This is a genomic window from Sinomonas gamaensis, from assembly GCF_005876955.1.
GTDB classification, from domain to species: domain Bacteria; phylum Actinomycetota; class Actinomycetes; order Actinomycetales; family Micrococcaceae; genus Sinomonas; species Sinomonas gamaensis.
Map to the genome: position 1 here is coordinate 38,088 of NZ_SSCL01000018.1, position 25,565 is coordinate 63,652.

Below are 25,565 nucleotides of genomic sequence, written 5' to 3' on the forward strand. Positions count from 1 at the left end.
CCTTGAAGCAGGGCGGCCATCAGGCCGACAGTGTGAACAGATAGGCGGCCACGAGGGCTGCAACGGCGAGGACCGCGAACGAGATCCACGTCCAGTTCGGCAGGCCCTGCCGGCGGAACGAGACGACTCCTCCGACGAGCAGCCCCGCGAGGCCGAACAGCAGCACAGACCACATCAGGCGGGCTGGTCCGACGCTGCCGGTCGCTTGGCCTTGAGGGACGCGACCCAGTTGCGGAGCAGGCGCGCACCGGCGTCACCGGACTTTTCCGGGTGAAATTGGGTAGCGCACAGCGGACCGTTCTCGACGGCCGCGATGAACGGCGCGCCGTGCTCCGACCAGGTCACGAGCGGCGCCGCCATCCGAGGCTGGCTCACGTCGAACTCCCACTTCTGCACGCCGTAGGAGTGCACGAAGTAGAAGCGCTCGTCCTCGACGCCCGCGAACAATGTGGATCCTTCCGGCACCTTCACTGTGTTCCATCCCATGTGCGGGACGACCTCTGCGGGAAGGAGCTCGACCGTTCCCGGCCACTCGCCGAGGCCCTCGGACTCAACGCCGTGCTCGACGCCGCGTTCGAACATGATCTGGAGGCCGACGCAGATCGCGAGGACAGGCCGCCCTCCCGCCACGCGGCGGCCGATGATGCGCAGCCCGTCGACCGCCTTGAGCTCCTTCATCACCGTGGCGAAGGCGCCGACCCCGGGCACCACGAGGCCGTCCGCGTTGAGCGCGTCCTCCGGCTTGGAGCTGAGCGTCACGGCAGCGCCGGCGCGTTCGAGGGCGCGCACTGCCGAGCGCACGTTCCCCGAGCCGTAGTCGAGGACGACGACGGTGGGGCGCCCCTCGGGATCCGGAGCCGGACCGCCGTGGTTTCGTGAGTCAACGGCGATGCCGTTCGTCGCGTCTGTCATAACGCCCCCTTCGTCGACGGGATCGCGTCTCCGATTCGGGGATCGGGCTCGACCGCGGCGCGGAGCGCGCGAGCGAATGCCTTGAACTGCGCCTCGACGATGTGATGCGGATCCCGGCCGGCCAGCACGCGCATGTGCAGGCAGATCCCTGCGTGCAGGGTGATCGCCTCGAACACGTGCCGCGTGAGCGACCCCGTGAAGTGTCCCCCGATGAGGTGGTACTCCTGACCCGCGGGCTCGCCCGTGTGGACGAGGTATGGACGCCCTGACACATCGACGACCGCGTGCGCGAGCGCCTCGTCCAGCGGCACGGTGGCCTCACCGAAGCGGCGGATCCCGGCCTTAGTACCGAGGGCCTGCTTGAGCACTTCGCCGAACGTGATCGCGATGTCCTCGACCGTGTGGTGCACGTCGATGTGCGTGTCGCCCGTCGCCTTCACTGTGAGGTCGATGAGTGAATGCTTGGCGAGCGCGGTGAGCATGTGGTCGTAGAACGGGACGCTGCTGGAGATGTCCGAACGCCCGGTTCCGTCAAGGTTGATCTCCACCAGGACGGACGACTCGGACGTCGTGCGCTCCATCCGTGCGGTCCGCGAAACGCGAGGCACGGTCTGCAGCTCGGTGCTCATGGGTGTACGTCCTTCAATGGGGTGGTGCTGACTTCAGCGAGGTGATGCTGAGGGGACTTGACTATTCTACGGGGCCGGGATCAGGCGGGCTCGGCGAGCAGTTCTTCGAGTCGGCCGAGGAACGCGGAAGTTTCCTCCTCCGTCCCCGCCGTCACGCGGAGACTGCCCGGGATTCCGACGTCGCGGACCAGCACGCCCGCTTCGAGAAGGCCCCTCCACACCCGCTGCGGATCGTCGAGACCCGTGAAGAAAACGAAGTTGGAATCGGACGCCGCGGGCTTGAGCCCGAGCCGCACAAGCTCCTTGACGATCCTGTCCCGCTGGTGCTTGATCTCCTCGACCTCGGACATCAGCGAGGCACGGTGCTGCAGCGCGGCAAGCGCGGTCGCCTGCGTGATGGCCGAGAGGTGGTACGGGAGCCGGACGAGCCGGAGCGCGTCAATGACCTCGGGCGCCGCGGCGAGATAGCCCAGACGGGCGCCCGCGAGGGCAAAGGCTTTGCTCATGGTGCGGCTCACCACGAGCCGGGGGCGTTCCGGAAGGAGGCTCAGCGCGCTCTGCGTGCCGAGCTGCGCGAATTCGGCGTACGCCTCATCGACGATGACGATGGCCTGGCTGGCCTCGCCAGCCTCGTACACCGCCTCAACGACATCGAGGCCGAGTGCTGTTCCCGTGGGGTTGTTCGGGGAGCAGAGGAACACGATGTTCGCCCCGAGCTCTCGCACCTGACGCGCCGCGGAGTCGGCGGTGAGCTCATAGTCCTCTCCGCGCTCCCCCCTGAGGTATGCCGTCCCAGTCCCCGCGGCCAGCAGGGGATACATCGAGTAGGTCGGGGGGAAGCCGAGCGCCGTGCGCCCCGGACCTCCGAACGCTTGGAGGAGCTGCTGGAGGACTTCATTCGAACCGTTCGCCGCCCAGATCTGATCGGGAGTCAGACCATGGCCGAGGTACTCGGCCAGCGCGGTGCGAAGCGCCGTGAATTCCCGGTCCGGGTAGCGGTTGAGCCCTGCGGCGGCCTCGCGCACCGCTTCCGTGATGGCCTCCTGCACGTCCTCCGGCACACCATGCGTGTTCTCATTCACGTTCAGCATGATCGGGACGTCGAGCTGCGGGGCCCCGTAGGGGTGCTGTCCACGCAGGTCTTCGCGAAGCGGGAGGCGAGCGAGCCGCTCTTCGGGGGTCGAATTCACCGTTCAAGCCTACGCCGGGAGAGCGCCGGCACCTGCATCGATGAAGGTCGGTCCAGCCGTCTATCCCTCGCGGGGGACGAGCAGCTGCTGACCCGGAAGCACTCTGGCGGAGTCCAGGCCGTTGAGCTCCACGATCTCCCCGATGACCACGCGCGGGTCCCGATCCGGCGCGTATTGCGCCGCGACGGACCAGAGGGATTGGCCCTGCTGGACCGTGATCTGCACCGTCTGCGTCTGGACCGGGGCGCTGTCCCCGGCCCGCGCCGGCGAAAGCACGGCGGTCAGGCCCGCCAGCAGCAGAATGGATGCCACGAACACCGGGAACGCGATCAGGACGAGACGGCCTCGGCGGGTGAGCCGGAGTCGGGGCGCCGCTGGAGCTGCGCCGAACGGTGCTGCGAATGCCTGTGCCACTGTTCTTCCTCCTCGGGAAGTTCTTCGAACATGTCTTCGAATCATCCGAGAACACTTTTAGCACCTCTCAACGAATCGTGTCCAGACTCGATAGAACACATGTTTGAAAGGCGACCTCGTGTCCCCTACGGTGGAATCAGCATCCGGCGGGGCACCGACAAAATAAGCGGGAGGAACTTTTCATGGCAGGAGTTGCGAGGGCAGCAAAGGGTCTGACCGTCCGTCAGCGGAAGATCCTCGAGACGATCCAGCGCTCCGTCCAGACGAAGGGCTACCCGCCGTCCATGCGCGAGATCGGCGACACGGTGGGCCTCGCGAGCCTCTCGAGCGTGACCCACCAGCTTGCCCAGCTTGAAAAGCTCGGCTACTTGCGGCGAGACCCGAAGCGCCCGCGCGCCATGGAGGTGCTCATGCCGCTGAGCCTGGATGAGGGTCCGCTGACCCTCGAGGTCGAGCGGAAGGAAGCCGTGGTGGGCGTTGGCGGCATCACCGTCGAGGACATGGCCAGTGCCGCCGACACGGCGATGGTGCCTCTGGTGGGCCGTATCGCGGCCGGTGGACCGATCCTCGCCGATCAGGTCGTCGAAGATGTGATGCCGCTCCCCCGCCAGCTTGTCGGCTATGGCGAGCTGTTCATGCTCAAGGTCAAGGGCGATTCAATGATCGACGCCGCAATCTGCGACGGCGACTGGGTCGTGGTGCGGCGCCAGAACGACGCTGGGAACGGCGACATCGTGGCGGCGCTCCTCGATGACGAGGCCACAGTCAAGACCTTCCGCCAGCGGGATGGCCACACATGGCTCCTGCCGCAGAACACGCGCTACGAGCCGATCCTCGGGGACCACGCCACGATCATGGGTCGCGTGGTCTCCGTGCTGCGTTCCGTCTGAGGTCGGCCTACGCCCTCGCTCGTCCCGTCGCTGCGAGGCGTTCGAGTGCCTGGAGCACGACACCCCGATCGGTCGTGCCCCACAGAGGCGGCAGGGCGGAGCGCAGGAAGGCGCCGTAGCGTTCGGTCGCGAGCCGCGAGTCGAGCACGGCGACCACTCCGCGGTCCTCCGTCGAGCGGATCAGCCGCCCGGCGCCTTGGGCCAGCCGGACCGCGGCGTGTGACGCGGAAACGCTCATGAAGCCGTTCCCTCCGGCCTGCGCCACCGCGCGGGAGCGCGCAGTCGTCAGCGGGTCGTCGGGACGGGGGAATGGAATGCGATCGATCACCACGAGCCGGCACGCATGGCCCGGCACATCGACCCCCTGCCAGAGCGACATCGTCCCGAAGAGGCAGGTATCCGGCTCGTCCGAGAATTGGCGCACCAGCGCGCTCATGGACGACTCCCCCTGGCAGAGGATCTGCACGTCGAGCCTCCCGCGCAGCTCATCCGCCGCCTCCTCGGCCGCCCGCCGTGAAGAGAAGAGGCACAGCGCGCCCCCGGAGGACGCTCGGATGAGAGCCTCGAGCTCGTCGACCGCCTCGTGCGACAGGCCTCTGCCGGGCTTGGGAAGGTGCTTTGCCACGTACAGCATCCCCTGCTTGGGGTAATCGAAGGGGGACCCGACGTCGACGCCGGTCCAGCTCGGGGCCCCGGCGCCCAGGAGGCCGAGCCCGCCCGCGGCCGGTTCGAAGGCCGCGCCGATCGCGAGCGTGGCCGAGGTCAGCACTACTGTGTGCCCGGCAAAGAGACCGTCGCGGAGCCGCGCGCCGACGTTGAGGGGCGCGATGCTCAGGGTTGCCGGCGCGTCGTCGGCAGGCGACGAATACCCAGTGGCGGGATCGAACGTGCCAGCCCTGGAGACCCAGACGACCTCGCCGTTGGCCTCGGCGTCCAGCATCCGCTCACAGCACTCGAGGATCGCGAGGAGCCGAGACCGTGCCACCTGCCTCCCGCCATCCGCAGACTGTCCCTCGCCCGGCTTCGAATCGGAGAGGGCCACACGGGAAGCGTCGCGGACAAGCTCCACGGCCTGCGCAAGCTCCTCCGGAAGCCCCCGGGCGAGCAGTCCGTTGGGGATACCCGCAAGCGCTAGGTCCAGCTGCGCCGCGGCGGACTGCAGGGCTTCCGCTGTGATTCCACGGTGCTTCCGTGCGCTCGAGGCGGCCGCGGCCGCCATCGCCGCCGAGAGCTGCGCGCTCACCGCGCCTGTGACCCTGTCCTGGAGCTCGTGCGCCTCGTCGACCACCACCACGTCGTACTCGGGGAGCACGTTGAGGCCCTCGAAGGCGTTGATCGCCAGCATCGCGTGATTCGTCACCACGATGTCGGCCTCCGCGCCCCGCTGCCGCGCAAGTTCGCTGAAGCATTCGGCGGCAAGAGGACACCGCTGGGCGCCGAGGCATTCAAGGGCCGTCACCGACACCTGGCGCCATGCCCTGTCGCTCACGCCCGGCACAAGGTCGTCCCGATCTCCGGTCTCTGTCTCCTCAGCCCACTCGCGCAGGCGCTTGACCTCGCGCCCTAGCTGAGTGGTCGGCCCGCCGCCGGCGGGATGGGCGACGGCCAGATCCTCGCCGACCGCGAACAGCGTGCCCTCGCCGCCGTCCTCGGACGGGAACCCGCCCGAGAGCTTGTGCTTGCACAGGTAATTCGACCGTCCCTTGACGAGCGCGACGTCGACGGGGTGGTCGAGTTCGCCCTCGATGGCGCCCAGGAGGCGCGGAAGGTCACGGCCGACGACCTGGGCCTGCAGCGCAAGCGTTGCCGTGGCGACGACCGCTGGCCTCCCGCTCTCCTGGGCATGCGCGATCAGGGGAATGAGGTATGCGAGCGACTTGCCGGTGCCGGTGCCGGCCTGCACGAGCAGGTGCTTGCCCTCGTCGATGGCCTTGGCCACCTGCTTGGCCATCTCGTGCTGCCCGTCCCGCTGCTGACCGCCCATCGCGGCCACCGCGACGTCCAGCAGCCGGACCGCCGTCTCCCCCGCATCAGTCATGGATCGCGAACGGCTCCAATTCCGCAACGAACTCGGGGCGGACCACCACGCGCGCCAGTGTCCCGTCGGCGGTGTGTTCGAGCGAGTGGATCTCAGCACTGCTGTCGTGCAGCCGGCTCAGCAGGTCGCCCCTGTTGTACGGGAGGAGCACAGTGAGCGCGACGTTCGGCCGCGGGATCGCGGCGCTGATCGCCTGCTTGAGATCGTCGATGCCCTGTCCAGTCCTCGCAGAGACCACGACGTGACGAGGCTCGTGCTGGCGGAGCCGCTCGAGCACGAACGGGTCCGCGGCGTCAGCCTTGTTGAGCACGATGATCTCGGGGATCTTGCGCGCGTCGACCTCGGTGAGGACCTGCCTCACCGCCGCGATCTGGCCCTCGGGGTCGGGGTGGGAGGCGTCCACCACGTGCAGGATCAGATCGGCGTCGGCCACCTCCTCGAGGGTCGAGCGGAACGCCTCGACGAGCTGCGTCGGCAGGGACCGGACGAAGCCGACCGTGTCGGAGATGGTGTAGGGCAGCCCATCGGGCGTCTCGGCCCGGCGGACCGTCGGATCGAGGGTTGCGAAAAGGGCATTCTCGACGAGCACCCCGGCATCAGTCAGGCGGTTCAGGAGGGACGACTTTCCTGCGTTCGTGTAGCCGGCGATCGCCACCGAGGGGATCTCGGTCCGCTTTCGATTCGCCCGCTTCGTCTCCCGCGCCGGCTTCATCCCGGCGATCTCCCGCCGAAGCTTCGACATGCGGGTGCGGATCCGGCGGCGATCGAGTTCGATCTTGGTCTCGCCTGGGCCACGGGATCCGATCCCGCCGCCGGCGGCGCCGACGCGGCCACCGGCCTGTCGAGACATCGACTCGCCCCAACCGCGCAGGCGCGGGAGGAGGTACTCGAGCTGTGCCAGCTCGACCTGCGCCTTGCCCTCGCGGCTCTTGGCGTGCTGGGCGAAGATGTCGAGGATCAGCGCCGTCCGGTCGATCACCTTGACCTTGACGATGTCCTCGAGACCACGCCGCTGGGAGGGCGACAGCTCGGAGTCGACGATCACCGTGTCGGCGCCCGTGGCGTAGACGATGTCCTTGAGCTCCTGCGCCTTCCCGGAGCCGAGGAAGGTCCCGGCATCCGGTTTGAGGCGCCGCTGCACCACACCGTCCAGGACTTCCGATCCGGCCGTCTCGGCGAGTGCCGCGAGCTCCTGAAGCGAGTTCTCGGCGTCCTCGAGCGTTCCTTCGCTCCACAGGCCCGCGAGAACCACGCGCTCGAGCCGCAGCTGCCGGTACTCGACTTCGGTGACGTCCTCGAGTTCGGTCGAGAGGCCGGCCACGCGCCGCAGGGCGCGTCGTTCCTCGAGGTCGCGCTGCTCGCCGTCGTAGTCGCCGTGCTCGTTGTCGACGTCCGAGAGGGCGAGCGCCTTGCCGCTCGTCATTCCCGTGCGCCCTGCGGACGGGGCGGAGTCGCCGTCGTCCGCGGCCCGCTTCCCCGCACCCTTTGCCGCTGCGGCTTCCTCTTTCGCGAGGATGCGGTCGATGACCGCCTGAATGTCCTGTGCGCTCAGGTCCTGCGGCTGGGGTTCGGGCGCGGATTGCTGGTTGGTCATGTTCTCCTTCGTGAGGGACTCGTTTCCAGAATAGTTCTGAGGGGTGACAGAAGAGAGATCTCGCAGATGGCGTCTCAAAAGAATGCTTTCCTGTTGAGCCCGGCCGGATAGAGGTCGACGGCGGGCAGGGGCCGGCAGAGAGATGATCGGCTACTTGAACAGGCGCATGGATCTATTCTACTTGATCATGGAGTCCGCCCACTATTTCAACGCCCAGCCCAACGTGCCCGACGTTCGGCGACCGCTCGCCGTCGTGCTCGAAGGCGAAGAGCGCATCCTCGAGACCTCGCCCGGGATCTTCAGCCCCGACGGAGTGGACAAGGGCACGGCGGTGCTCCTCGCACACGTTCCCGACCCCGCGCCCGAAGGCCATCTGCTCGACATCGGCTGCGGGTGGGGTCCGATCGCCCTCACGATGGCGCTGCGCTCCCCGAGCGCGATCGTGCACGCGGTGGACGTGAACAAGCGGAGCCTCTCGTTGACCGAGTCCAATGCGCGACGCCTTGGACTCGACAATGTCCTCACTGCGCTGCCCGACGACGTCCCGGCGGACGTGAGATTCGCCACCATCTGGTCGAACCCGCCCATCCGGATCGGCAAGGAGGCTCTCCACGGGCTCCTCTTGCGCTGGCTTCCGCGCCTCGCGGTCGGCGGGGAGGCTTGGCTCGTGGTGCAGAAGAACCTCGGGGCGGACTCACTTCAGCGCTGGTTGGCCGACGAGCTAGGAGACGCGTACGACGTCGGCCGCGAGGCAACGTCGAAAGGCTTCAGGATTCTTCGGGTGACCAGAGAGGAACCCACCCAAGAGGAATAGGGTGACTAGCCGATGGCGCCGTGGGCGACGATCACTGCCGGGCCGCTCAGCTCCACGTGCTCCGCGCCCTCGATCCCCGTGACGAAGGCGACCTGGACGGTCCCTCCGGGAACCCGGATGTCCCAGCGGTTGGGCGCCCCGGCCCCGGCCCAGTGACGAATGGCCACAGCGGCAGCGCAGGCCCCGGTACCGCATGACTGGGTCTCGCCCACGCCGCGTTCGTGGACGCGCATCGCAATGCTCCCCACGCCCTCGCGAACGAGCGGTTCGGCCGGCACCACGAACTCGACGTTCGTTCCGTGCGGCGGAACCGGCTCGACGACCGGTGCGGAGAACAGGCGGAGCCGCTCCAGCTCCGCTCCTTCGGCGAGCGCGACCACAGTGTGGGGGTTGCCCATGCTCACACTCAGCGCGGGGCGTGAGACGTCGAGCCCGTCAGCCGTGACCAGGGAGTCGCCCGCCTCGGCCTCGGCCTGAGCGGGATGGATGAACTCCCACGGCCCCATGTCCACGGCAAAGCCGCCCTCGCGGCGCTCCACGCGCTTGATCCCCGCGCGGGTTCCCACAGGCAGTACCTCACCGGGGTCAAGCGAGGCGAGTCCCTGCTCGAGGAGGAACGCGACGAACACCCGCACCCCGTTGCCGCACATCTCCGATACCGAGCCGTCCGCGTTGCGGTAGTCCATGAACCAGATTGCGCCCGCGTCCTCTGCCAGGAGTTCGCGCCCTTCTGCGAGATGCTCCGACCGGATCGCGCGGATGAGCCCGTCGGCGCCGATGCCGAGGTGCCGGTCGCAGAGGGCTGCGACTTCCTGGGGCGCGATGTCCCGCGCCCCCTCCGGATCGGCGACCAGGACGAAGTCGTTGCCGGTCCCGTGTCCCTTCGCGAACGCGAGCCCGGTGAGCGAGGCGAGGGGGTTGTGGGCAGGCGCGGCGAGGGAATCCGGGGCGGCGGTCATGCCTCTAGGATACCGAGCGGCCGAGGAGATCCAGGGCGGCCTCGGTCACGTTGGGCGCCAGCGCGTCGAACCACTGCACCCGCGGATCGGCCTTGAACCAGGTCACCTGGCGGCGCGCAAACTGTCGGGTGGCGACGATGGTCTGCTCGCACGCCTGCTCCACCTCCGCGTCGCCATCGAGCACCCGGAGGAACTGGGCATAGCCGAGGGCCCGTGAGGCCGTCTTGCCCTCCCGCAGCCCCCGGCCCTCAAGCCGAGCGACCTCGTCGAGCAGCCCGGCGTCCACCATGCGGTGCACGCGCGCCGCCAAGCGCCCATGGAGCGCTGACCGGTCCATGTCCAACCCTATCTGGACCGTCGGCTGCACGTACTCGCGGCGCGGCATGTAGGCGCTGAACGGCTTGCCGGTCACCTCGTAGACCTCGAGCGCGCGGATGATCCGCCGCGCATCCTTGAGCCGTTCAGCCGAGACCGGATCCCACTCCGCGAGCCGCCGCGCCAGCGCACCAACGCCATCGCTTTCCGCCTCGGACTCGAGCCGTGCTCTGACGGCCGGGTCGGTGCCCGGGAACTCGAGGACATCCAGGACGGCCCGCACGTACAGCCCGGATCCGCCGGCCAAGATGGCGTGCTTGCCTCGCGAATGGATGTCCTCAATTGCCGCGCGGGCTGCGGCTTGGAATGCGGAGACGCTTGCCTCTTCCCGCACGTCGAGGATGTCCAGCAGGTGGTGCGGGACGCCTTTGCGTTCGTCGAGTGAGAGCTTCGCAGTCCCGATGTCCATGCCCCGATAGAACTGCATGGCGTCGGTGTTGACCACTTCTCCGTCGAGCGTGAGCGCGAGCTCGACGGCCAGATCCGATTTTCCGGTGCCTGTGGGGCCGACGACGGCGATCACCGGCCGTGAGCGCCCGTCGGTCAACACCGGCTAGCCTGCGCGCACGGGAAGCGCGGGCATCCCGAGGCTCACCGCGCGCGCCCCGCCAACGCCGCTCGCAGAGGCACCCGGCGCAGGTACCCCGCAGGACTCCGCCTGGGCTCGGTCCCACGCATCTCCGGCGCGAGAGCGCCGCACCGAATACTGCTCAAAGCGCGGGTCCGCGATCAGGTGGTGGGGTGCCGCGTCGGTCACCGTGAGGGTCACGAGGTCGCCGGGGCGCGGCTCCTCAGCGCCGTCCGGGACGCTGAAATGCACCAGGCGGTGGTCCTTCGCCCGCCCTGAAAGGCGGTGCGTCTCCCCTGACTTGCGCCCGCTCTGCGCCGTCACCATAAGCTCGACCTCACGACCGACCTGCCGTGCGTTCTCCTCGCCGGAGATCCTCTCCTGCAGCTCGATCAGCCGCTCGTAGCGCTCCTGCACCACTGCCTTGGGGAGCTGGTCCGGCAGGTCCGCCGCCGGAGTGCCGGGCCGCTTGGAGTACTGGAAGGTGAAGGCGCTCGAGAAGCGCGAGCGCTCCACGACGTCGAGCGTCGCCTGAAAGTCCTCTTCGGTTTCGCCGGGGAACCCGACGATGATGTCCGTGGTGATGGCAGCCCCGGGAATCCGCTCCCGGACGCGGTCCAGGATCCCGAGGAATTTGGTGGAGCGGTAGGAGCGGCGCATGGCGCGGAGGAGCCTGTCGGACCCGGACTGCAGCGGCATGTGGAGCTGCGGCATCACGTTGGGCGTCTCGGCCATCGCGTCGATGACGTCGTCGGTGAAGGCGGCCGGGTGAGGGCTCGTGAAGCGGACACGTTCGAGTCCCTCGATCTCTCCGCACGCCCGCAGGAGCTTGCCGAACGCCAGCCGATCGCCGAACTCCACCCCGTAGGAGTTCACGTTCTGGCCCAGCAATGTCACCTCGATCGCGCCGTCGTCCACGAGAGCCTGAACCTCGGCCAGGACGTCGCCCGGACGCCGGTCACGCTCCTTCCCGCGAAGGCTCGGCACGATGCAGAAGGTGCACGTGTTGTTGCAGCCCACTGAGATGGACACCCAGCCGCTGTACACCGAGTCACGCTTGGTGGGCAGAGTCGAAGGGAAGACTTCGAGCGACTCGAGGATCTCGAGCTGAGCCTCGTGATTGTGGCGGGACCGCTCCAGCAGGGCCGGAAGCGCGCCGACGTTGTGGGTTCCGAAGACTGCGTCGACCCAGGGCGCCTTCTCGAGGATCGTCTCGCGGTCCTTCTGCGCGAGGCAGCCGCCGACTGCGATCTGCATCCCGGGATGCCGGTCCTTGACCGGCCGGAGCTGCCCGAGGTTGCCGTAGAGCCGGTTGTCCGCGTTCTCGCGTACGGCGCACGTGTTGAAGACGACGACGTCCGGCTCAGAGCCTTCCTCCGCACGGACATACCCCGCTGCCTCGAGGAGGCCGGACATTCGCTCTGAGTCATGAACGTTCATCTGGCAGCCGAAGGTGCGCACCTCATAGCTGCGGGGGCTGCTCTCGTCGATCGTGGAACTCACCCATCAAGATTACCGGCACCGTGGCCGGCTAGGGGCCGGTCGTGCCTAATACCAGCCAATGGAGACCTCGTGGGCCCACGCGTTGCAGGGGCTGCCATAGCGATCCTGGATATAGCCGAGACCCCAGTTGATCTGAGTCCGGTAATTCGTGAGCCAATCCGCTCCGGCCGCGTTGTACTTGGACGCGGGCAGGGCTTGGGCAATCCCGTAGGCACCACTCGTCGGATTCGTGGCATCCGTCATCCAGCTCGATTCCCTCGTCCACAGCTGAAGGAGACACTGGAACTGGCTTCCGCCCCAGCCGTAGCCGCCGATCTGGGACGAAGCGTACGCTTGAGCGCCACCGGGATCGTTGACCACCGAGCCCACATGGGGGCTGACGACGGTGACGCCAATATCGACGGGCGCAGCGGGCCCAGCAAGCTGCTGTGCGGCTTGCTGGGCGGCCCGTTGGGCGGCCAGCTGCGCAGCCGCGGCGGCCTCCTCCGCGGCTTTCCGCTTGGCCTCCTGCGCCGCCTGGTAGGCGGCCAGCGCTTGCTGGCCCTCGTTGTACTTCTGCACCACCTCTGCCGCCGTGCCCTGCAGGTCCGCAAGCTGGGCCACAAGGGTGCTTTGCTGCTGCTGCGTTTGGGCCACGACGTCCTGAGCATGCTGTTGCGCCGCCTGTGCCGCGTCGAGATCCTTCTTCGCCGCGGCAGACAGCTGGGCGAGGGCATCCTCGGCCGCGCGCGACTGGCCTTCGGCCGCCGCCGCGTTATTGGCAGCGCTCTTGTAACGGGCCACCGCGTCGGCCGCTTCGTTCCCGAGGATCTGCAGAGTGCCAAGACGGTCAAGGCCGTCCGACTGCCCCAGGATTGAAAACGCATCAAGAGCACCTGACGACGAGCCACCCGCATACGCTGCGGCGGCGATGCGCCCCGCCGCCTGCTGCGCCGTGTCCCGTTCTTTCAGCCGCTGGTCCTTCGCGGCCTGCAGGGCGTCCACGACCTTCTGCTGGTCTTTCACCGCCTGATCCGCGCGCGCATACGTGGCGCCAGCCTCGACAGCCTTCGCGGAGGCATCGGCTGCAGTGGCCTGAACCGACGTCAACAGACCGTTGATCTTCGTCACCTCTGCCTGGGCGGCGTCAGCATTGGCCTTCGCTGCCTGGACATCGGCCCACGTCGGAAATCCGGACGGCGGCGCGTCATCATCCGCGACTGCCGAGGGCACAGCCGAACACGCCAGCACCAGAATGGCGCTGGCGAGAGCCGCCGAAACGGCTCGGCCCAGTCGATTGCCTTCGCGTCCCATACTGCTGACGAGTATTGAGGCCCGGGACAATCGGCGTCCACGGGGCGCGCTGGATTCACGGGGAGTTCCCAGCGGACTGTCAGTCTTGCAGCGCCTCCGCTGCGAGCCTGAAGGCCCGTCCCGGAGGGTGGCCCTTTCTGGCGAGCATGCCGACCAGCCGTCGCAGCTCCTTGTCGCGTGCGGCGGGGTCAGCTGCATCCACCGGACGGCGCTTCCGCGCCACGAGCCGGCGCGCGGCGTCCAGCTCATCGTCGTCGCTCAGCTCCGACAACGCACTTTCCGCCGCGGGCCCATCGATGCCCTTCTGGGCTAGTTCCCGGCGAAGCGCCGCTTTGGAGAGCGACCTGCCCGAGGACCTCGTGCGGACCCACATGCCGGCGAACTCGGCATCGTTGATCAGCCCTACCTCCTCGAAGCGCGTCAGCACCGCTTGGGCGATCTCCTCCGGCACGTTCCTCCCGCGGAGCTTCTCCGCCAACTGGTGCCTGCTCTTGGGACCGAGCGTGAGTTGTCGGAGAAGGATCGCCCGCGCGACTGTTTCCGGATCGGCTTCGCGGTCCTCCTCCGGTTCCGGGGAACGACCCACCGACTACTCGCCGTCGACGGCCTTGAGCCGCGGCTGCTCTTCCTCAGCCGGCTTCGTGCCCACGCCGAGCTTCTCCTTGATGAGCCGCTCGAGCTCTTCGGCAAGCTCGGGGTTGTCGCGCAGGAATCGCCGCGAGTTCTCCATTCCCTGGCCGAGCTGATCGCCGTCATACGTGAACCACGAACCCGACTTCTTGATGATGCCGTGCTCCACGCCCATGTCGATGATCCCGCCTTCTCGCGAGATGCCCTGACCGTAGATGATGTCGAATTCAGCCTGCTTGAAGGGCGGGGCCATCTTGTTCTTGACGATCTTCGCCTTCGTGCGGTTACCGACGGAGTCCGCCCCCTCTTTGAGGGTTTGGACGCGCCGGACGTCAATGCGCACCGAAGCGTAGAACTTGAGGGCCTTTCCACCAGTAGTCGTCTCGGGAGAGCCGAAGAAGACGCCGATCTTCTCACGCAGCTGGTTGATGAAGATGGCCGTCGTCTTGGTCTGGTTGAGGCGACCCGTGACCTTCCGGAGCGCCTGGCTCATGAGGCGTGCCTGGAGGCCCACGTGGCTATCGCCCATCTCGCCTTCGATTTCGGCACGGGGAACCAGAGCTGCAACCGAGTCGATCACGATGATGTCGAGCGAACCCGAGCCCACCAGCATGTCCATGATCTCGAGCGCCTGTTCACCCGTGTCCGGCTGGGACACAAGCAGCGCATCCGTGTCCACGCCGAGCTTCGCCGCGTACTCCGGATCCAGAGCGTGCTCCGCGTCGATGAAGGCCGCGATGCCGCCGTTCCGCTGGGCGTTCGCGACGGCATGGAGGGCCACCGTGGTCTTACCCGATGATTCAGGGCCGTAGATCTCGACGACACGCCCACGCGGGAGCCCGCCAATCCCGAGCGCCACATCGAGAGCGATCGAGCCGGTCGGGATGACCTCTATCGGCGCCCGGGTATCGTCCCCGAGACGCATGATCGATCCCTTGCCGAACTGCTTGTCGATCTGCGCGAGGGCCGCTTCGAGTGCCTTTGCACGATCTGGCGCTGCCGCCATGGTCCACCTCCGGTCGGTTGCCGTTCAATCCACTCGCTACGCTACCGACGCCCACCGACAACACAGCGTTCCCCGCATGCGTATGTGGACAACTCGGCCCGGAACCGTGAATCTTTGCCTGATGAAGAGACTACCGCTCACCGAACACATCTTCGAAGAGCCGAGCGGCGTGTCATCAATCTTTGAGTGGCCTGTCCTTGCCGAGCCGCCGTTCGGGCGGGACGTCCTGCATCTCGCACACTGCCAGCCAGACGGTGCGGGGGTTCTGCCCCGCCTTCAGCGCTTCGACGGCGGTGCGGCCGCCCACCGCAGTGAGCACGAGGCTTGAGGCGAGCACGCGTGCGTAGCCCTCTCCGAACTCATCCTCCATGAGCCGCCAGAAGTCACTGTGCCGCATCAGTACATTCTTTCACCCACCTATGATTGCCTCATGCCCACCCCGAGCGAGAATCCGCAGGAGTTCGACGCGGCCTTCGAGACGATCGAACAACAGCTGAGCCTCTTCTGGCGCCGGGCCCGGGCCGTCTCCCACGCCATCTCCCGGTCGCTGCACCCCGAAGTCGAGCCCGGGGCCTACGGCCTTCTCATGCTGCTGCAGCGCGAAGGGCCCATGCGTGTTACCGAGATCGCGGCCCTGATCGGAATCGGCAAGCCCTCCGTCAGCCGTCAGGTGGCCCTGCTCGAGCAGCTCGGACTCGTCACCAAGGCCGACGACCCAGACGACCGCCGAGCGCAGCGTGTCGCGCTCAGCCCGGCCGGCGTCGCCGAGGTTCAGGAGCTGCGCAGCCGGCGTCTTTCCTTCTTCCGCGAGGCGCTGGGCTCGTGGGACCTCACCGACCTCTCGCAGCTGGCGGGCTACTTCTCCCGGGTGAACGAGGCCCTGGCCGCGGCCGGCCAACGCAAGCACGAAAAGCCGGAAGGGCAGGACTCGCGTCCTGCCCCTCCGGCTCAAGAATCTATGTCCGACGGCGACTAGCTGTTACGTCGACCCGTCGCCAGCCTCGGATCTCAGCGCGATCCGCTGAGCTCAATCCCCAGCTCCTCGGTGAGGTCACGACCGTACCGCTGCGAGAATTCCTGCGGCACGGTGTCCGGAACGGCGATGCCCTCGGCAACGGCGACCCGATCGCTGACTTCGCGAAGCATGGCTGAGAGCGGCACGTCGAGAGCCGCGCAAATCGATGAGAGAAGCTCAGAGGACGCTTCCTTCTGACCCCGCTCGACCTCGCTCAGGTAACCGAGCGAAACGCGGGCGTTGTGGGAAACTTCACGGAGCGTGCGGCCCTGACGTTGGCGGACGTCACGCAGGACGTCTCCAATCTCATGACGCAGAACTACCATCTTGCGCTCCTTCTTCTCTTCAGGGGCGATTTCAGCCAAGCCCACATTGCGCCAGCGGACTACGCCATTGACGGTTACGGGCTGCTTGACCATGTGTATCAGTGCGCTCCTTGTAGGGGTGCCCGGCTCGCCGGGCTTCCGTGTCACCCATCCTAGATGCCGCCGTTGTGGTGGCGACACTAGAATCAACTATCAGCTTTGGTCCTTTGTTCCCCAGTGGCTCTGCGGCCTACCCAAAATCACAGACGGCTCTCAGATAACGAGCTCGCCGAGGAGTGCCCGAAGGGCCGCGTCCCGAGCGGCGGCGCGAATTTCGGCGCGGTTTCCCTCAAACCTGAACTCTTCGGTTTCAGTTCTGTCCGGTCCCGCGACGGCAACGTAGACCGTTCCCACTGGCTTGCCGTCGTGGGGGTCCGGGCCCGCCACCCCGGTCGTCGCCACACCATAATCTGCACCGCAGACTCGGCGCGCTCCTTCGGCCATCTGGGCCGCGACGCGAGGATCGACTGAACCGGCCTCGGCCAGAAGCTGCTCGGAAACCCCGAGGATCCCGGCTTTGACCTCACTCGCGTAGCTGACCACTCCGCCGCGCAGCATCCCAGAGGCACCCGGAACGTCCGCGAGGGCAGCGGCGACGAGGCCAGCAGTCAGCGACTCCGCCGTCGCCGCCGTGGCACCCCTGCCCAAGAAGGCCGCTACAACCTGCTCCGCGGTCACCGCACGCTCCACCGCGTCACTCCCCCCGTACCGCCGCAGCCCGGAGCCTGACGGCCTTGACCACGTAGTCGGCGCCCGTTGCCACGGTCACCGCGACCGCGGCCAGCATCACCACCAACGCGACCGCAGGAACCGCCGGCGCGATGTCCCTCAGCGGCAGCAGGTAGAGCCCTAGAGCTATGGTCTGCAGGACAGTCTTGAGCTTGCCTCCTGGCGAGGCGGGCATCACCCCATAGCGGATGACGACGAACCGAAGTGCCGTGATGCCCCATTCCCGCGCGAGGATCACAATCGTGATCCACCACGGGAGCTCGCCGAGGGCCGAGAGAAGCAGGAGCCCGGCCCCAGTGAGGAGCTTGTCTGCGATCGGGTCGGCGATCTTCCCGAAGTTGGTGACGAGGTTGCGTCGCCGGGCGATCTGGCCGTCGAGCTGGTCGGTGTACATCGCAACGGCGAACGCCAGCACCGCGAACCACCGCAAAGGTCCCTGATGCGAGCCGTCCGCCACCATCAGCCAGACGAAGACCGGAACGAGGACGATCCGGAACATCGTGAGGACGTTCGGCAGGTTCCAAAGCTGGGAGGCCCGAGGGCCCGTCTGCTCCGGCGGCTGTGCGGTGGTCACCAACCAAGCCTAGCGGCCGGTGAGCTGCCAGGCGTCCTCGCTGCCGCCGTCGTCGTCCTCGTCGTAGTAGTCGACGGCCTGGGTGCGCGCATCCAGATCAGCGGCGACCACGTCCTCCGCATACGGCGAGTCGAGGGCATGGTCGCCCAGCCTGTGGTTGGCGTTCGCGTTCTCTGCCAGAGCCTGCTCGGTATGGCTTGCGGGCGAGGACGGCGGCGAGTCCTCGCCGCGAAGCGCGGCCAGCACGGCGGGCAGGTCGTCGGGCTTGACCAGGACGTCGCGCGCCTTCGAGCCCTCCGAGGGTCCGACCACGCCACGGCTCTCGAGAAGGTCCATGAGACGGCCAGCCTTCGCGAAGCCGACTCTCAGCTTGCGCTGGAGCATGGACGTCGAGCCGAACTGCGTGGTCACCACGAGCTCGGTGGCCTGGAGCAGCACCTCGAGATCGTCGCCGATCTCCTCGTCGATCTGCTTCTTCTCCGGCTCCGCTGCGACGTCCTCGCGGTAGGTCACCTGCAGTTGGCCCTTGACGTGCTCGACGACCTGGTGGATCTCGGATTCGGAGACCCACGCGCCCTGGACGCGCATGGGCTTCGAGGCGCCCATGGGCAGGAAGAGTGCGTCACCCTGGCCGATGAGCTTCTCCGCACCGGGCTGGTCAAGCACGACTCGGGAGTCTGTGACGGACGACGTCGCGAAGGCCATGCGAGAGGGCACGTTCGCCTTGATAAGGCCTGTGACGACGTCGACTGAGGGGCGCTGCGTGGCGAGCACGAGGTGGATTCCAGCGGCGCGGGCGAGCTGGGTGATGCGAACGATCGAGTCCTCGACGTCACGCGGGGCCACCATCATGAGATCGGCGAGCTCGTCGACGATCACGAGGAGGTACGGGTATGCCTTGACCTTCCGCTCGGAGCCCGGGGGCGGGACCACCTTGCCCGCGCGCACAGCCTTGTTGAAGTCGTCGATGTGCTTGAAGCCGTAGTTGGCGAGATCGTCATAGCGGGCGTCCATCTCGCGTACCACCCATTGGAGGGCCTCGGCAGCCTTCTTCGGGTTGGTGATGATGGGCGTGATGAGGTGTGGGACGCCCTCGTAGGCGGTGAGCTCCACGCGCTTGGGGTCCACCATGACCATGCGGACCTCGTCAGGGGTGGCGCGCATGAGGATCGACGTGATCATCGAGTTCACGAACGAGGACTTGCCCGCGCCGGTCGCGCCGGCCACGAGCATGTGCGGCATCTTGGCGAGGTTCGCGACGACGAAGCCGCCCTCGACGTCCTTGCCCACTCCCATGACCATCGGATGATCCGTGCGCCGCGCGTTCTGGCTGCGCAGGACGTCGCCCAACGACACCGTCTCGCGGTCCGTATTGGGGATTTCGATGCCGATCGCACTCTTGCCGGGGATGGGGCTCAGGATGCGCACGTCCGAGCTCGCGACGGCGTAGGCGATGTTCTTGCTGAGCGCCGTGACCTTCTCGACCTTCGTCCCTGAGGCCAGCTCGATCTCGTAGCGTGTGACAGTCGGCCCGCGGCTGAAACCGGTCACCTCTGCATCCACGTTGAACTGCTGGAGCGTGTTGGTCAGCGCCGCGACGATGGCGTCGTTCGCTTCCGTGCGCTCCTTCGGCACCGTCCCCTGGACGAGGAGTTCCGACGAGGGGAGCGTGTAGGTGACGTCGCCTGCCAGCTGGAGCTGCTCGGTCCGCTGCGGGATGGGCGACGGCGGCGCTGCTGGCGGGCGCGGTGCGGACGGGACAGTCGGGACCGCTTGAGGGACGACGGCGGGAATCGCCTCGGTTGCACCCTCCGGCGCCTTCTCGGCTGCTTTTGCGCTTCCCCTCGCCGCACGGATCTTCTCGATCGCGGCTTCGGCCTGGGACCGTCCCCGCCCGGAGGCGGCACCATCAGAAAGAGCCTCGGTCGGGTCCGGATCCCCCACGACGGCCCTCTCGTACGGCTCATCGCCAGCGAAGCCCTCCGCCGCATCGAACTCTTCGGTGGCGTCGTCGCGGCCGAACAGGCGGCGCTTCTTCTTGGGCTTCTTTGCGGTCGCCTCGGCCCGCCGCTCTGAGTCGTACAGGTAGCTGCGATCGTGGCCGTCCCCGTCGTCGTTCGCCGGATCGACGCCCATGAGCTGCTCCCAGCCCTCCCGCAGCCGCCGGGGAATGGCGGTGAACGGAGTGGCCGTCACGATGAGGACCGAGACGAACAGCAGGAACGAATAGACCACGACTGGGACGGCGGGATTGATCGAGGCCAACAGTGATGAGGCGAGGAATCCCACCATCCCGCCGGCGCGCCGAAGGCTGTCGAAGCCGTCGGCCACGGATGGCAGTCCGCCGAGCACGTGCGCAAGTCCCGTTCCGGAGAAGGCCATGACGAGGAAGCCGATGCCCACCCGGTTGTTGCCTCGCTGGTCCTCGGGATGGCGGAAGAGCCTGAAGGCGCAGACCCCGAGCATGAGCGGAAGCACGAGGGAAATCCACCCGAAGGTCCCGTTGACCACTGCGTAGACAACATCCGGAAACCACCCGTGCCAACCCCACCAGGCGAAGGTCGCTATGAACACGGCGAGAGCAAGGTTGAACAAGCCGGCGCCGTCGCGCCGTGCCGCGGGATCAATGTCGCTCACGTCGGTGCCGACGCGCCTCACGCCCGCGCCGACGGCATGGGCGATCCCCTGCCAAGCCCCGCCGACGACTCGCGCGGGCCAGGGCTGCCCGGTATCCCTGCTGGTGACGGACGAGGATCTGCCGGATGGACGCTTGGACCCGGAGCCTGAGGCCTTGCCCTGGCTGGATCGAGTGGTGCGTGGCGCGGAGGAAGTACGGGTCGCCATGCCCCCTACGGTAGCGCGAGGGGCCGACGAATCCGTGGACCTCGACCGTCCACGGCTCGGCGGCCCCTCGCGCTATAGCTCCGGTTTGCTGCTCAGGCTTCGAGCACCACCGGGATGATCATGGGCCGACGCCGCAGCTTGCGGCTCACCCACGTGCCGATCACGCGCCGGACCACCTGCTGGAGCTGGTACGCCGTGTGGTCTGGCTTCGCGAGGATCGCCTCCTCGAGCGCCTCGTTGACCTTCGGGATGATGTCATCGAAGACGGCGTCGTCCTCCGCCACGCCGCGGGCGTGGATCTCTGGGCCGGACACGACCTTGCCGGTCGAGCGGTTCACCACGGTGATGACCGAGATGAAGCCCTCATCGCCAAGGATGCGACGGTCCTTGAGGTCGGCATCGGTGATAGCGCCCACACTACTGCCGTCGACGTAGACAAAGCCGACCTCGACCTGGCCCACGATCCGAGCACGCCCGTCTGCGAGGTCCACGACCGTGCCGTTGTCGGCAAGGATCACGCTGTCCGGCTCCATCCCCGTCTCAAGGGCGAGATTGCCGTTGGCGATGAGATGCCGAGTCTCGCCGTGAACCGGCATGGCGTTGAGCGGCTCGACGATGTTGTAGCAGTAGAGGAGCTCGCCCGCCGCCGCATGGCCGGAGACGTGGACCTTGGCGTTGCCCTTGTGGACGACCTTGGCACCGAGCTTGAGCAGGCCGTTGATGACGCGGAAGACCGCGTTCTCGTTGCCCGGGATGAGCGACGAGGCGAGGATCACCATGTCCCCCGTGCCGACTTGCACGCGATGGTCGCCGTTTGCCATCCGCGACAGCGCGGCCATGGGTTCACCCTGGGACCCGGTCGACATCAGGACGAGCTGGTGGTCCGGATAGTCATCGATGTGCTTGATGTCCACGAGAATGCCCGGCGGGACGTCAAGGTAGCCGAGCTTCGCGGCGATCGTCATGTTCCGCACCATCGAGCGGCCAACGAAGGCCACCTTGCGACCGTGGTGGTGGGCGGCGTCGAGCACCTGCTGCACACGGTGAACATGCGAGGAGAAGCTCGCCACGATGATCCGCTTGCGCGCCTGGCCGAAAAGACGGTCGAGGACCGGGCCGATCTCTTTCTCAGCGGTCGTGAACCCCGGGATGTCAGCGTTCGTCGAATCCGCCATGAAGAGGTCCACCCCCTCTTCGCCAAGCCTGGCGAAGTGGCGGAGGTCCGTGATGCGGCCGTCGAGCGGGAGCTGGTCCATCTTGAAGTCACCCGTGTGGAGGACGCTGCCTCCCGCGGTCCGGATGAACACGGCGAGCGCGTCCGGGATGGAGTGGTTCACCGCGATGAACTCGGTCTGGAATGGGCCGAAGTCGAGGACTTGGCCTTCTTCGACCACCCGGAGGACGGGTGTGATCCTGTGCTCTGCGAGCTTCGCCTCCACGAGGGCCAGGGTGAGCTGCGAGCCGACGAGGGGGATGTCGCGGCGGTGCCGGAGGAGGTACGGAACGGCCCCTATGTGGTCCTCGTGACCGTGGGTGAGCACACAGGCCACCACATCCTGAATGCGATTCTCAATGTAGGAGAAGTCCGGGAGGATCAAGTCCACGCCGGGCTGGTGCTCTTCCGGGAAGAGGACGCCGCAGTCGACGATGAGGAGCTTGCCGTCGATCTCGAAGACGGCCATGTTGCGGCCGACCTCGCCCAGTCCCCCGAGGGGCACGATCCGGAGAGTGCCCTGCGGCAACTTCGGCGGCGTCGTGAGGACCGGGAGGGCAAGTTGGGTCATTGCTTCTTCTTTCTAGGTACAGTCCATCTAGGCAAAGTCCATTCCGGCTTCGGCCAGATCGGCTCGGATAAGGGCTAGCTCCGCGTCGCCCGGCTCCACGAGGGGAAGCCGGACCGTGGAGGTGGGCAGGACTCCCTGCCACTTGAGAACCTGCTTCGTCGCGACGGCACCCTGAACGCGGGTCATGATGCCGCGGATCACGGGGTCGAGATCGAAGTGAATCTTGCGGGCGGTCGTAAAGTCGCCGGCGAGCGCCGCGTCGACGAGGGCCCGGAACTCCTTTGTGACCACGTGGGCGGTCACGCTCACGACGCCGAGAGCACCTGCAGCCATCCACGGCAGCGTCAGCCCGTCGTCGCCCGAGTAGACGGCCAGGTCGGTCTTTGCGAGGACCCGCGTGATGGAGGCGAAGTCCGCCTTCGCGTCCTTGAGGCCGAGGATGTTGGGGTGCTCGGCCAGCCGGAGGATCGTGTCTGTGGCGATCGGAATCCCCGAACGTCCGGGGATGTCGTAGAGCATGACGGGAAGGTCCGTCGCGGAGGCGATGCTCTCGAAGTGCGCCTGAACTCCAGCCTGGCTCGGCTTGTTGTAGTAGGGAGTCACGATGAGCAGGCCGTCGACACCGAGCTCCGCCGCTCGCCGCGACAGGCTGATCGAGTGACGGGTGTCGTTCGTCCCCGTGCCGGCGATCACCTTGGCCCGGTCGCCCACGGCCTCGAGGACCACCTTGAACATCGAGAGGTTTTCCTCGTCCGTGAGGGTGGAGGTCTCACCCGTGGTGCCCGTGACCACGAGCCCATCGCATCCGTCGTCGACAAGCTTGGCTGCCAGCTGACCCGCCGCATCGTAGTCGACCTCGCCGTCCTTCGCGAAAGGGGTGACCATCGCGGTCAGAAGGGTGCCGAAAGTCTGGGTGCGGATGTCGGAGTCAGCCATGCTCAAAACGTTACCCTGTCGCCGCTCGAGATGGAGAACGGAGCGCTCGCAATTCAGCGGCGGTAACGGTCAAGCACGGAGCGGAACAAGAGCGCAGAAACCACCTCTGACCCCGTTCCTCTGGCGTGGACCATCCTGTGCCCGTCGGGACCCCACACACCGCTCCCACCGCACGATTGCCCTAGCGAGGTCCTTCCGGCGGCGTTCGCCAAAAGCGCGAAGAAGCGGCTGTCCATGGCGCGGGCCCCGAAATGCAGGTCCAACCGGCGCTCCTCCCCCACAACGTAGACGGCGGAAGCCGCGTAGAGATCAGCACCGCCAGCTGCGGCTTCGGCGGCGTGCGACGGTTTCGCCACGTCGAAGCAGACAGCCAGAGCGATATTCCAGCCGTCCACTTCGACAAGCGTCGGCCCTGAGCCCGGCTCGAAGTAGTGCTGCTCAGCACCATGCACGTGCGTCTTCGGGGCGATGAGGGGAATGGTTCCCGGCCGGATCAGCACCGACGCGAGACGGGGCGTCCCATCGGGCTCCCGGACCGCCGCGCCCAACGCGGCGATGATCCCCATGTCCTCGCACGCGGCCTGAACTTCGGCGAGCTGGCTCGAGGGATTGGTGAGCCAGCAGGCTTCGTCGTCGAGTTGCGAGAGGTCGTATCCGATGAGCGAGAGCTCGGGGAAGACGGCGATTCGCGCGCCGTGGCCGTCGGCATCTTCCAGAGCCTGGACATGTCCGTCGATGTTCGCCGCGATTCCGCCTTGGCTCGACTCGTATTGCACGGCTGCGACGGTGAGCTCAGCGGACATGCGGCCATCCTAGGCCATCGGGCTGGCCGCTCAGGGGGCGTGGAGGAGGGCGACAAGGCGAGCTTCGGCAGCTCTCCGCAGAGCCTCGGCCCATCCGGCCAGCTGGCCCGCAGCGAGCGAGAACCGGACGAGCTCTTCGGGGCGAAGGACTTCGACGTCCGCCTCGCTCAGCCTGCGCGCGAGTTCACCGGCCGTCGGCTCGCCCACCGCGAGTGGGTTCTCGACACCCCAGGCCTCGGGATCATGTGGAGCGTCCATGGCTTCGAGAATATTCGAAGATGTGTTCGAACAGCAAGGGCGTCTCTGCTCCGTGAGAGCATGAGCCCATGGCGTCTCCTCCCCCGGCCGCAGCGCGACTCGTCGGGGTCGACCTTGCACGCGGGACAGCATTGCTCGCCATGATGACCACCCACATCCTGCCGACCATGGAACCCGACCTCGCCGGGCGAATGGAGCCCACATGGATCGGCCTCGCCTTCTCGGGACGGGCGGCCGCGCTCTTCGCCGTCGTGGCGGGAATCTCGCTATCCCTCGGCCGCGTTCCAGCTGCGGCCAACCGTCTGGGTCTGGCCCTGCGCGCGCTGGTGATCGCCGTCGTCGGCCTCTTCCTTGGCGGGCTCGACGTGAACATCGCGATCATTCTGGTCCAGTACGCCGTGCTGTTCTGGTGCTCGATCCCAGTGTTCAGACTCAGTCAGCGCTCGCTCGGCCTCCTCGCTGGAGCATGGATCGTGCTGGCGCCGGTCGCTTCGTTCATCGTGAGGCCGTGGTTCATCGACCGCCCCGAACCATTGGTGCTCGGCCACAATCCAACGTGGACGGACCTCCGCGATCCGGGCAAGCTGCTCACGGACCTCTTCGTGACCGGGAACTACCCCGTCGTTCAATGGATGGCCTACATCTTCGTCGGCCTGTGGATCGGGCGCCTGCCGCTGCGGAACTGGAGCGTCCAGCTGGGGCTGCTGCTGGGAGGAGCCATAGCAGCCGCCCTGGGGAAGGCCGCCGAGTGGGCGCTCATGGTCCCCTTGGGAGGCCACGCCGCGCTCATGGCCACGCCTCAAGCCAGCCAATGGCCGTTGGATGCGATGCTTAGGGCCGATCTGATCGGCGTGCAGCAGACCGGCACCGTCTGGTGGCTGGCAACAGCCGCACCTCACTCGGGCAGCACCCTCGACCTCCTGCACACGAGCGGAACTTCCGCGATGGCGCTCGGATTCTTCCTCCTCGTAGCCCGCATGCGGCCGCTCAGCCGAACCGGGGTTCTCCTGCCGCTCGCGGGCGCGGGGAGCATGACCCTCACCCTCTACACCGCCCATGTCTGGGCGGTGTCATGGAGCCAGGGTGGCGGTACCCCCGGCCTTGAGCGAGAGGGCCTGCTCGCCGTTCATATCGTTGCCGCGTTGGCGATAGGGCTTCTTTTCAGAGCCAACGGCTGGAGGGGCCCGCTCGAGTGGGTAGCGCATGGCGCCTACCGTCTCGGGAGCCTCAAGCAGAGGACGACGACGGCGACTCCCCGCCAAGGGCGCGTCAGGTAACCGCTTAGGCCACGTCCGTGCGCCAGCGTAGGTGATGGGTTCAGCAGCCTTCGGCGTGGGGGTTGGTGGTGCAGGTTTGGGCGTAGAGCTTGACCTGGGAGCGCCAGACGGAGACCGGGCGGGGCGGGGAGGGCACGGCGGCGGTGCCGGGGATGGGCTGGAAGG

Annotated in this window: 26 protein-coding genes; 4 read left to right on the forward strand and 22 right to left on the reverse strand. The window is 67.3% G+C overall.

Going from position 1 to position 25,565, the window contains the following annotated elements; all coding sequences use genetic code 11:
• Positions 1-19: 19 nt before the first annotated feature.
• The 5 genes from E5679_RS20955 to E5679_RS18325 all read right to left on the reverse strand — a co-directional run bounded on the left by E5679_RS20955 (position 20) and on the right by E5679_RS18325 (position 3,145).
• Positions 20-175: a hypothetical protein gene (locus tag E5679_RS20955; protein WP_171042442.1), complete on the reverse strand. Its 156-nt coding sequence runs from the start codon at positions 173-175 to the stop codon at positions 20-22.
• On the reverse strand, positions 175-912 hold the full coding sequence (gene hisH / locus E5679_RS18310; RefSeq protein WP_138418559.1) for an imidazole glycerol phosphate synthase subunit HisH: 738 nt from the start codon (positions 910-912) through the stop codon (positions 175-177). Before hisH ends, E5679_RS20955 begins: the two co-directional genes overlap by 1 nt.
• Entirely contained in the window at positions 909-1,541 is a 633-nt protein-coding gene (hisB, locus tag E5679_RS18315; RefSeq protein ID WP_138418561.1) for an imidazoleglycerol-phosphate dehydratase HisB, read from the reverse strand. The genes hisH and hisB overlap by 4 nt, the downstream gene beginning before the upstream one ends.
• A gap of 80 nt (positions 1,542-1,621) precedes the next feature.
• Entirely contained in the window at positions 1,622-2,731 is a 1,110-nt protein-coding gene (locus E5679_RS18320; protein WP_138418563.1) for a histidinol-phosphate transaminase, read from the reverse strand.
• A 60-nt stretch (positions 2,732-2,791) separates the two neighbouring features.
• Complete coding sequence (locus E5679_RS18325; RefSeq protein WP_249336222.1) at positions 2,792-3,145, reverse strand: LysM peptidoglycan-binding domain-containing protein; 354 nt, start codon at positions 3,143-3,145, stop codon at positions 2,792-2,794.
• Positions 3,146-3,327: 182 nt separating this feature from the next.
• Here E5679_RS18325 and lexA point away from each other — a divergent pair, with 182 nt between their 5' ends.
• On the forward strand, positions 3,328-4,035 hold the full coding sequence (gene lexA, locus E5679_RS18330; protein WP_138418567.1) for a transcriptional repressor LexA: 708 nt from the start codon (positions 3,328-3,330) through the stop codon (positions 4,033-4,035).
• Positions 4,036-4,042: 7 nt separating this feature from the next.
• On the opposite strand, the gene E5679_RS18335 is transcribed toward lexA, so the two are convergent.
• Together E5679_RS18335 and hflX are read right to left on the reverse strand one after the other, a co-directional pair.
• Complete coding sequence (locus E5679_RS18335; protein WP_138418569.1) at positions 4,043-6,073, reverse strand: ATP-dependent DNA helicase; 2,031 nt, start codon at positions 6,071-6,073, stop codon at positions 4,043-4,045.
• Complete coding sequence (gene hflX, locus E5679_RS18340; protein WP_138418571.1) at positions 6,066-7,667, reverse strand: GTPase HflX; 1,602 nt, start codon at positions 7,665-7,667, stop codon at positions 6,066-6,068. Before hflX ends, E5679_RS18335 begins: the two co-directional genes overlap by 8 nt.
• Before the next feature lie 187 nt (positions 7,668-7,854).
• Here hflX and E5679_RS18345 point away from each other — a divergent pair, with 187 nt between their 5' ends.
• A complete protein-coding gene (locus tag E5679_RS18345; protein WP_138418573.1) occupies positions 7,855-8,481 on the forward strand; it encodes a class I SAM-dependent methyltransferase in 627 nt (208 codons plus the stop codon).
• Between the two features lie 5 nt (positions 8,482-8,486).
• On the opposite strand, the gene dapF is transcribed toward E5679_RS18345, so the two are convergent.
• From dapF to E5679_RS18380, 7 genes are all read right to left on the reverse strand, one after another.
• A complete protein-coding gene (gene dapF / locus E5679_RS18350) occupies positions 8,487-9,440 on the reverse strand; it encodes a diaminopimelate epimerase (protein ID WP_138418575.1) in 954 nt (317 codons plus the stop codon).
• A gap of 4 nt (positions 9,441-9,444) precedes the next feature.
• Entirely contained in the window at positions 9,445-10,362 is a 918-nt protein-coding gene (gene miaA, locus E5679_RS18355; protein ID WP_138418577.1) for a tRNA (adenosine(37)-N6)-dimethylallyltransferase MiaA, read from the reverse strand.
• A gap of 6 nt (positions 10,363-10,368) precedes the next feature.
• Positions 10,369-11,886, reverse strand: coding sequence for a tRNA (N6-isopentenyl adenosine(37)-C2)-methylthiotransferase MiaB (gene miaB, locus E5679_RS18360; protein ID WP_138418579.1), 1,518 nt, complete (start codon positions 11,884-11,886; stop codon positions 10,369-10,371).
• A gap of 45 nt (positions 11,887-11,931) precedes the next feature.
• Complete coding sequence (locus tag E5679_RS18365; protein ID WP_138418580.1) at positions 11,932-13,098, reverse strand: aggregation-promoting factor C-terminal-like domain-containing protein; 1,167 nt, start codon at positions 13,096-13,098, stop codon at positions 11,932-11,934.
• Between the two features lie 160 nt (positions 13,099-13,258).
• Complete coding sequence (locus E5679_RS18370; protein ID WP_338055925.1) at positions 13,259-13,657, reverse strand: regulatory protein RecX; 399 nt, start codon at positions 13,655-13,657, stop codon at positions 13,259-13,261.
• Positions 13,658-13,768: 111 nt separating this feature from the next.
• On the reverse strand, positions 13,769-14,815 hold the full coding sequence (gene recA / locus E5679_RS18375; protein WP_138418584.1) for a recombinase RecA: 1,047 nt from the start codon (positions 14,813-14,815) through the stop codon (positions 13,769-13,771).
• A gap of 175 nt (positions 14,816-14,990) precedes the next feature.
• Positions 14,991-15,212: a DUF3046 domain-containing protein gene (locus E5679_RS18380; RefSeq protein WP_138418586.1), complete on the reverse strand. Its 222-nt coding sequence runs from the start codon at positions 15,210-15,212 to the stop codon at positions 14,991-14,993.
• A 33-nt stretch (positions 15,213-15,245) separates the two neighbouring features.
• On the opposite strand from E5679_RS18380, the gene E5679_RS18385 reads away from it, so the two are divergent.
• On the forward strand, positions 15,246-15,791 hold the full coding sequence (locus E5679_RS18385) for a MarR family winged helix-turn-helix transcriptional regulator (RefSeq protein ID WP_138418588.1): 546 nt from the start codon (positions 15,246-15,248) through the stop codon (positions 15,789-15,791).
• Between the two features lie 32 nt (positions 15,792-15,823).
• Here the strand turns inward: E5679_RS18385 and E5679_RS18390 are convergent, their stop codons facing one another.
• The 8 genes from E5679_RS18390 to E5679_RS18425 form a co-directional block, all read right to left on the reverse strand.
• Positions 15,824-16,249 (reverse strand): helix-turn-helix domain-containing protein, encoded by a 426-nt coding sequence (locus E5679_RS18390; RefSeq protein WP_138418590.1) that lies wholly within the window; start codon positions 16,247-16,249, stop codon positions 15,824-15,826.
• 159 nt (positions 16,250-16,408) lie between these two features.
• Complete coding sequence (locus tag E5679_RS18395; protein ID WP_249336224.1) at positions 16,409-16,873, reverse strand: CinA family protein; 465 nt, start codon at positions 16,871-16,873, stop codon at positions 16,409-16,411.
• Between the two features lie 16 nt (positions 16,874-16,889).
• On the reverse strand, positions 16,890-17,498 hold the full coding sequence (pgsA, locus tag E5679_RS18400; protein WP_275092565.1) for a CDP-diacylglycerol--glycerol-3-phosphate 3-phosphatidyltransferase: 609 nt from the start codon (positions 17,496-17,498) through the stop codon (positions 16,890-16,892).
• A 9-nt stretch (positions 17,499-17,507) separates the two neighbouring features.
• Positions 17,508-20,342: an FtsK/SpoIIIE family DNA translocase gene (locus E5679_RS18405; RefSeq protein WP_138418593.1), complete on the reverse strand. Its 2,835-nt coding sequence runs from the start codon at positions 20,340-20,342 to the stop codon at positions 17,508-17,510.
• 92 nt (positions 20,343-20,434) lie between these two features.
• The gene (locus E5679_RS18410) at positions 20,435-22,126 is read right to left on the reverse strand and encodes a ribonuclease J (RefSeq protein ID WP_138418595.1); all 1,692 of its coding nucleotides are present in this window, start codon (positions 22,124-22,126) and stop codon (positions 20,435-20,437) included.
• A gap of 27 nt (positions 22,127-22,153) precedes the next feature.
• On the reverse strand, positions 22,154-23,062 hold the full coding sequence (gene dapA, locus E5679_RS18415; protein ID WP_138418597.1) for a 4-hydroxy-tetrahydrodipicolinate synthase: 909 nt from the start codon (positions 23,060-23,062) through the stop codon (positions 22,154-22,156).
• Between the two features lie 53 nt (positions 23,063-23,115).
• Positions 23,116-23,865, reverse strand: a complete 750-nt coding sequence (locus tag E5679_RS18420; protein ID WP_138418599.1) for a carbon-nitrogen hydrolase family protein — start codon at positions 23,863-23,865, stop codon at positions 23,116-23,118.
• Positions 23,866-23,895: 30 nt separating this feature from the next.
• Positions 23,896-24,123: a hypothetical protein gene (locus tag E5679_RS18425; RefSeq protein ID WP_138418601.1), complete on the reverse strand. Its 228-nt coding sequence runs from the start codon at positions 24,121-24,123 to the stop codon at positions 23,896-23,898.
• A 68-nt stretch (positions 24,124-24,191) separates the two neighbouring features.
• Between E5679_RS18425 and E5679_RS18430 the strand changes: the two genes are divergently transcribed.
• Positions 24,192-25,400 (forward strand): heparan-alpha-glucosaminide N-acetyltransferase domain-containing protein, encoded by a 1,209-nt coding sequence (locus tag E5679_RS18430; RefSeq protein ID WP_138418603.1) that lies wholly within the window; start codon positions 24,192-24,194, stop codon positions 25,398-25,400.
• Positions 25,401-25,565: the final 165 nt, after the last annotated feature.